This window comes from Pseudoalteromonas sp. MelDa3, from assembly GCF_002863625.1.
Taxonomy (GTDB): Bacteria; Pseudomonadota; Gammaproteobacteria; order Enterobacterales; family Alteromonadaceae; genus Pseudoalteromonas; species Pseudoalteromonas arctica.
Map to the genome: position 1 here is coordinate 1 of NZ_PJBR01000128.1, position 6447 is coordinate 6447.

At 39.9% G+C, this 6447-nt stretch carries 5 protein-coding genes; all 5 read right to left on the bottom strand.

Going from position 1 to position 6447, the window contains the following annotated elements:
• Positions 1-55 precede the first annotated feature (55 nt).
• A complete protein-coding gene (gene ihfA, locus CXF89_RS17685) occupies positions 56-355 on the bottom strand; it encodes an integration host factor subunit alpha (protein ID WP_002960690.1) in 300 nt (99 codons plus the stop codon).
• Between the two features lie 2 nt (positions 356-357).
• Positions 358-2745: a phenylalanine--tRNA ligase subunit beta gene (gene pheT / locus CXF89_RS17690; RefSeq protein WP_002960691.1), complete on the bottom strand. Its 2388-nt coding sequence runs from the start codon at positions 2743-2745 to the stop codon at positions 358-360.
• A gap of 15 nt (positions 2746-2760) precedes the next feature.
• A complete protein-coding gene (pheS, locus tag CXF89_RS17695) occupies positions 2761-3741 on the bottom strand; it encodes a phenylalanine--tRNA ligase subunit alpha (protein WP_121955335.1) in 981 nt (326 codons plus the stop codon).
• Positions 3742-4086: 345 nt separating this feature from the next.
• Positions 4087-4797, bottom strand: coding sequence for a DnaA regulatory inactivator Hda (gene hda, locus CXF89_RS17700; protein ID WP_007580342.1), 711 nt, complete (start codon positions 4795-4797; stop codon positions 4087-4089).
• Positions 4797-5852 carry a DUF2066 domain-containing protein gene (locus CXF89_RS17705; protein ID WP_101162748.1) on the bottom strand — a complete coding sequence of 352 codons (1056 nt, stop codon included), beginning with the start codon at positions 5850-5852 and terminating at the stop codon, positions 4797-4799. Before CXF89_RS17705 ends, hda begins: the two co-directional genes overlap by 1 nt.
• Between the last annotated feature and the right edge of the window lie 595 nt (positions 5853-6447).

The window sequence follows — 6447 nt, forward strand, 5'->3', positions numbered from 1 at the left end:
AATTTAATAACTAGGTTATTCAGGCAAATAAAAAGGCAGCTTACGCTGCCTTTTTTTATTTTGCTTTGCTTGTGCCCACTTCTACGCGGGTTTTAAGCTTTTGACCTGGTCGAAAAGTCACCACGCGACGTGCCGAAATAGGAATATCTTCGCCTGTTTTCGGGTTGCGGCCTGGTCTTTCTTTTTTGTCTCGAAGATCAAAGTTACCAAATCCAGAGAGCTTAACCTGCTCGCCTTTTTCTAGCGCTGAGCGGATTTCTTCAAAAAACGCTTCAACTAAATCTTTGGCATCTTTTTTATTGATCCCGAGCTTTTCAAATAGGTGTTCAGCTATGTCGGCTTTAGTAAGCGCCATATCTAGTCCCTCAACGATGCATTAAACTGTTCGGCCAATTCGGCCACCACGTTATCAACTACTAGATTGATATCTTTCTCTTCGAGTGTTCTATCAACCGCTTGCAGTGTTAGAGCAATCGCCAAACTCTTATAATTTGGCTCAATACCTTTGCCCTTATACACATCGAATAAGTTTAGGTCAACCAATTGATTTCCGCCAACTTTTTCGATCACGCTTAAAATGTCGCCAGATTTAACGCTGTCTGCCACTAAAATCGCGATGTCGCGGCGATTTGAAGGGAATTTAGACACCCCTTCGGCTTGCGGTAAATTTCTTTTTTCTATTGCTGACATTTCAATTTCAAAAACAAAAGTTGCGTTGTTGATATCTAACGACTTTTGAGCTTGAGGATGTAAAGCACCAAAAAAACCAACCTTTTTGCCATCAACATATATTACTGCTGATTGACCAGGGTGAAGTCCATCTGACTGCTCGGCTTTAATTTCAAAGCGAGTAATGTCATTGGTAATTGCAAGTAAGGCTTCAACATCACCTTTTAAATCGTAAAAATCAACGTTACGTTTTTCTTCAACCCAATGTTCACCATTTACAAGACCCGTAATAACGCCGCCAATAACCGGTACTTGGTAAACACCATTTTCTGCACTTTCGTCGCTTATAAATTTAAGACCATGTTCGAATAAACGAATGCGAGGCTGTTGGCGATTTTGGTTATACGCTACAGACGCTAATAAACCCGGCATTAAACTTACACGCATCGCTGACATTTCAATTGAAATAGGGTGCGGTAATACCATTGCTTTACACTCTGGGTGTAAAATAGCTTGTGCTTTAGGGTCTACAAAGCTGTATGTAATTGCTTCTTGGTAACCACGAGTCACTAACGTATTACGGAACTTGCTAAGTGCAATAGTTGCTTCGTTATGTGTCGTCATTTTAAGTTTTGCAGTTGGTGCAACATTTGGAATGCTGTTGTAACCGTAAACACGTGCTACTTCTTCAATTAAATCTTCTTCGATGCGAATATCAAAACGGTAGCTTGGTACGTCGGCACTCCAGCTTTCATTTTCTACTTTAACATCAAGACCTAAACGCGTAAGAATATCTGTTACTTTAGCATCTTCAATATGATGACCAATAACACGGTCTAAACGTGCACGGCGAAGACGTACTTCAGTCACTTTTGGTAATTTGTCAGCCGCAACAGCTTCAACTACAGGACCTGCTTGACCACCTACAATCTCAAGAAGAAGTGCTGTTGCACGTTCCATTGCATCATGTTGTAGAGCAAAATCAACACCGCGCTCATAACGGTGTGAAGCATCAGTGTGTAAACCGTAGCTACGTGCTTGCCCTGCAATTGCTACAGGATTAAAAAATGCGCTTTCAAGTAATATATCAGATGTTTTATCTGTAACACCTGATTGTTCACCACCAAAAATACCTGCAATTGCAAGTGCTTTGTTATGATCGGCTATCACAAGTGTTGTGTCGTTTAATTTAGCGGTGTTACCGTCTAATAAAACGAGTTCTTCACCTGCGTTTGCACTACGTACTTTAATACCACCTTCAATCGCATTTAAATCAAACGCGTGCATTGGGTGACCAAGTTCAAGTAATACATAGTTAGTCACATCAACTACTGGGTCGATTGAACGTACGCCACTGCGACGTAGCTTTTCAACCATCCAAAGCGGTGTTTCTGCATCAAGGTTAATGCCCTTTATCACACGACCAAGGTAACGAGGACATGCATCTTCATTAACTAGCTCAATTGATACTTTGTCATCAATTGTTGGAGTAACAGCTGGAATATCTAATACGTTTACGTCAATACTATTTAAAACGCCTACTTCGCGTGCTAGACCTTTTATACCTAAGCAGTCACCACGGTTTGGTGTTAAATCAACATCTATAATATTATCATCAAGACCTAGGTAATCACGTAAATCAGTGCCTACTGGTGCATCGCTTGGCAATTCCATAATGCCGTCGCCTTCTTCGCTAATACCTAGCTCAACAAAAGCACATAGCATTCCGTTTGAAGGTTGGCCGCGTAGTTTGGCTTTTTTAATTTTAAAGTCACCAGGCAGTACAGCGCCCACAGTTGCAACAGCAACTTTAATACCTAAACGACAATTTGGTGCACCACACACGATATCAAGTAGCTCATCGCCACCTACGTTAATTTTGGTAACACGCAGTTTATCTGCATCAGGGTGTTGTCCACATTCAACAACTTCACCTACAACTACGCCATTAAATTTGGCAGCAGCAGGCTCAACGCCATCAACTTCTAGACCAGCCATTGAAAGCTGTTCCGAAAGAGCTTGCGTATCAATAGCAGGATTAACCCACTCTCTTAACCACTTTTCACTAAATTTCATTTTATTGTTTCACTCTTAACGGAACTGGTTCAGGAATTTTAAGTCATTTTCGAAAAATGCACGCAAATCGTTTACGCCATAGCGCAACATAGTTAAACGCTCTACACCCATACCAAAAGCAAAGCCGGTGTATTTTTCTGGGTCAATGCCCACAGACTTAAGTACATTTGGATGTACCATGCCGCAGCCTAGTACTTCTAGCCACTTACCGTCTTTACCCATAACATCTACTTCAGCTGAAGGTTCTGTAAACGGGAAGAATGAAGGACGGAAACGAATTTCCATATCTTCTTCAAAAAAGTTACGTAAAAAATCATGCAAAATACCTTTTAGCTCAGTAAAGCTAACATCGGTATCAACCATTAAACCTTCAACCTGATGGAACATAGGTGTATGTGTCTGGTCGTAATCGTTACGGTATACGCGTCCAGGTGAAATAATGCGCAGTGGTGGCTGCTCAGTTTCCATAGTACGAATTTGCACGCCACTTGTTTGTGTACGTAGTACTAATTTAGGATTGAAATAAAAGGTATCATGATCAGCACGTGCTGGATGGTGCTCTGGAATATTTAGCGCATCAAAGTTATGAAAATCGTCTTCGATTTCTGGACCAGATTTAACTTCAAAACCTAACTCACCGAAAAAGCTTTCTATGCGCTCAATAGTACGCGTAACTGGGTGTAAACCGCCAGTAGGCATAACACGCCCTGGTAGAGTTACATCTATAGTTTCAGCAGCTAGTTTTTCTTCAAGTGCTTTACTTGCTAGCAATTCACGCTTTTCGTTGATAGCAGTTTGTACATCTTGTTTAGCTCGGTTTATAACTTGGCCTGCTTCTTTACGTTCTTCAGGTGCTATTTTACCTAACGTTTTAAGTAAGCTAGTGATTTCGCCTTTTTTACCAAGGTAATTAACCCTGATATCTTCTAACTGCGCTATTTCACTGGCACTGGCTACCGCCTCAAGTGCTTGCGCTAATATGTTTTCTAAGTTCATTCGATACCTGATCTTTCACAGAAGGTGATTGCTTAAGAGCGTGTTGGCCTTTCAAGATTGCTTTACAACAGTGTGGTTGGTTATTAAATAAGGTTAAGCATTGGACTGTAGTTTCCTACATAAGTGATGCAATAACGCTAAATAAAGACCAAACACATGCAGTTTGAAGTGTTTATCTCGGAGGCTACGTTCTTTGTTGTTCGAGTTTCGCATATAAATACTACGCTAAAGCCCTCACGACGCGATTAAAGCACTCTTAAGTTAAACAAATTCCAATCAGGAAAGGTAAACACGCTCTGATAATAGCTTATGATAACTGAAAGAAGGGTCTAGATTCTAGACCTACTACAGCTTTAACGTTGATTTTATAAAAGGAATAGTTAATTTTCGCTGTGCTGCCATAGATGCATGATCTAATTTGTCGAGTACATCTAATAAAGCACGCATATCACGGCTTAAACGGGTTAGTAAAAAGCGTGCACACTCATCACTTAATTCAAGGCCGCGCATATGAGCGCGCTTAACAAGTGCTTGTGCTTTATCGTCGTCACTCATAGAACGAATTTGAAAGGTTGTTCCCCACGTTAAGCGAGACTCTAAGTCAGGCAGCGAGATATTAAGCATGCTAGGAAGTAAATCGGCAGTTACTACTAACATTTTTCCGGGTTCGTTAAACCGGTTAAAAAAGTTGAATAGTGCTTTTTCCCATGCATCATTGCCTGCAACTAAATGCACGTCATCAATACATAGAACATCAAGTGCTTCTAAACCGTCTAATACCATAGGTCCAAAGTCAATTACTTCGCGCATAGACAGCAGCATATTAGATAGGCCACGCTCTTGTGCTTTAATGCAGGTTGCATACAAAAGGTGAGACTTACCCGAATCACCTAACCCACATAAATAAGTATACTGAAACTTTTTAGCTAACTTCGAAAAGCTATCTTTTAAATGGTTAACCTCTAACGAATCTTCCCCACCAAAGTACGATGCAAATGTTTCGTCATCCGGCAAGGTAACCGGTAATGCCATTTGCATCGGCTCAGAAGTTAGCATTATGGCGTTATCCATTGATACTCTAAGCTATTTTTATCAACAACATGATAAAAAGCGCGTGGATCCTCATAATCTTTAAATGAGGAGTCTAACCCTAACCCTTTTTTAAGATCGCTTAGGTTACCAGTGTGGTTTAGTTTAAATTCTACAAATTCTGGTGTTTTACGAACAATTTTAACTTGCGTAACAACGCTTAAGTTCAATAATCTTTGCTTTGCTAATTCAACATCAACAAAACTGTGCGTGCCTTTTAATGTTAGCGTGGCCGCGGCTTGTTCATAATAAGCATTTGGATCAATAGCGTACTCGCTTGCAAGGCCTCGAGCTAAGGTATCAATCATTTGGCTCACTATTTGCTGCTTATCGCCCGTTAATCTATTTGAATCAAATTGATCATCATTAGTAAAACGCCAATCTAAAATCCAATTTTCGCTATCTGCTTCTTTATACATTCTTGCTGTAATACTTCGCTCAGCACTGTATCGTCTAGAGGCCTCTTCTACTGGTTCTGAAAAGTTACCCCATACCTCAGGAATACCTACTAAACGTCTATCTTGTAAATCAAGTAATGGCACAACGACAGGCAGACCACGGCGTCCTGCTTTGTCATAAATTAACTGCTCTAATTGCGGGTAACTTTCTTGTGTTACTAATTCTCTGCGCCAATTGTCTTCAATACCTAACCATATTGCGACTAATGGACGTTGTACTCCCCATAAAGGTAAGTTTAACTCTTTGATTAACGCATTGATCTTTCGAGCTTCAAATTTAACAACGAGTTTCAATTGTCCATTTGCTCTCTCGTCATATTCAAACTTAAGCATATAATCAGAAATATCTTTCGTGCGTTGCTGTGCTAATTTATTTTGATCCGCAGTTTCATCACCGCTTACTTTCACTAAAACATTGAGCAAAGCTTTACGACTCGCAGCTAATCGAGTGTCTCGTGTTTTGTCATCCACTTTTAAAATATCTTGATATAGATCAGTTACTTCAACTGCCGACGCAGAAAAACAAAATAAAATGGATATGGCGCTAATTAATAATCTATACACAGGCTGTTAGTTCTTGGTTTTAAACTGATTTGATCCTAAATCAAAGACAGTAACAAAGCAAAATTAAATTTGTTATCTAAGGAAATGAAAGTAATTAGCTTTTATAAAAAATAAAAAAGATTAAATATGAATAAGATAGTTAAGTGAGTAGTACGCTATTCACTTACGTTTAACTTTACTACACTTTTCAAAACGCGAACCTTCCGGGTCTAGTTTGATCATTAAGGTATTAAATGTAATTACTCAATTATGTTACGGTATAGATTATTCGTTATTGGCTCACGTTTTACTTTCTGCAGACGTAAAAAAATCGTTAGATACGGGCTCTCTACAATATGAAGTCGGTGCGCTACGCAGTACCCACAGCGGTGGAGAGTCACGTAGCAAATGCTACTGTAGATATTGAGGGGTTTTGTTGTGATTTTAACGTTGGGAGTCGCTGCGCTCGCCCGCCCTACGTGATGGGTGTTGATGTGAGTGTGTATTAATTGTGCGTATTTCACTTTTCTGCAGACGTAAAAAAGCCCGAATTGTTAGATTCGGGCTTTCTACAATTTGAAGCCTGGTAATGTCCTACTTTCACATAGCAAATGCT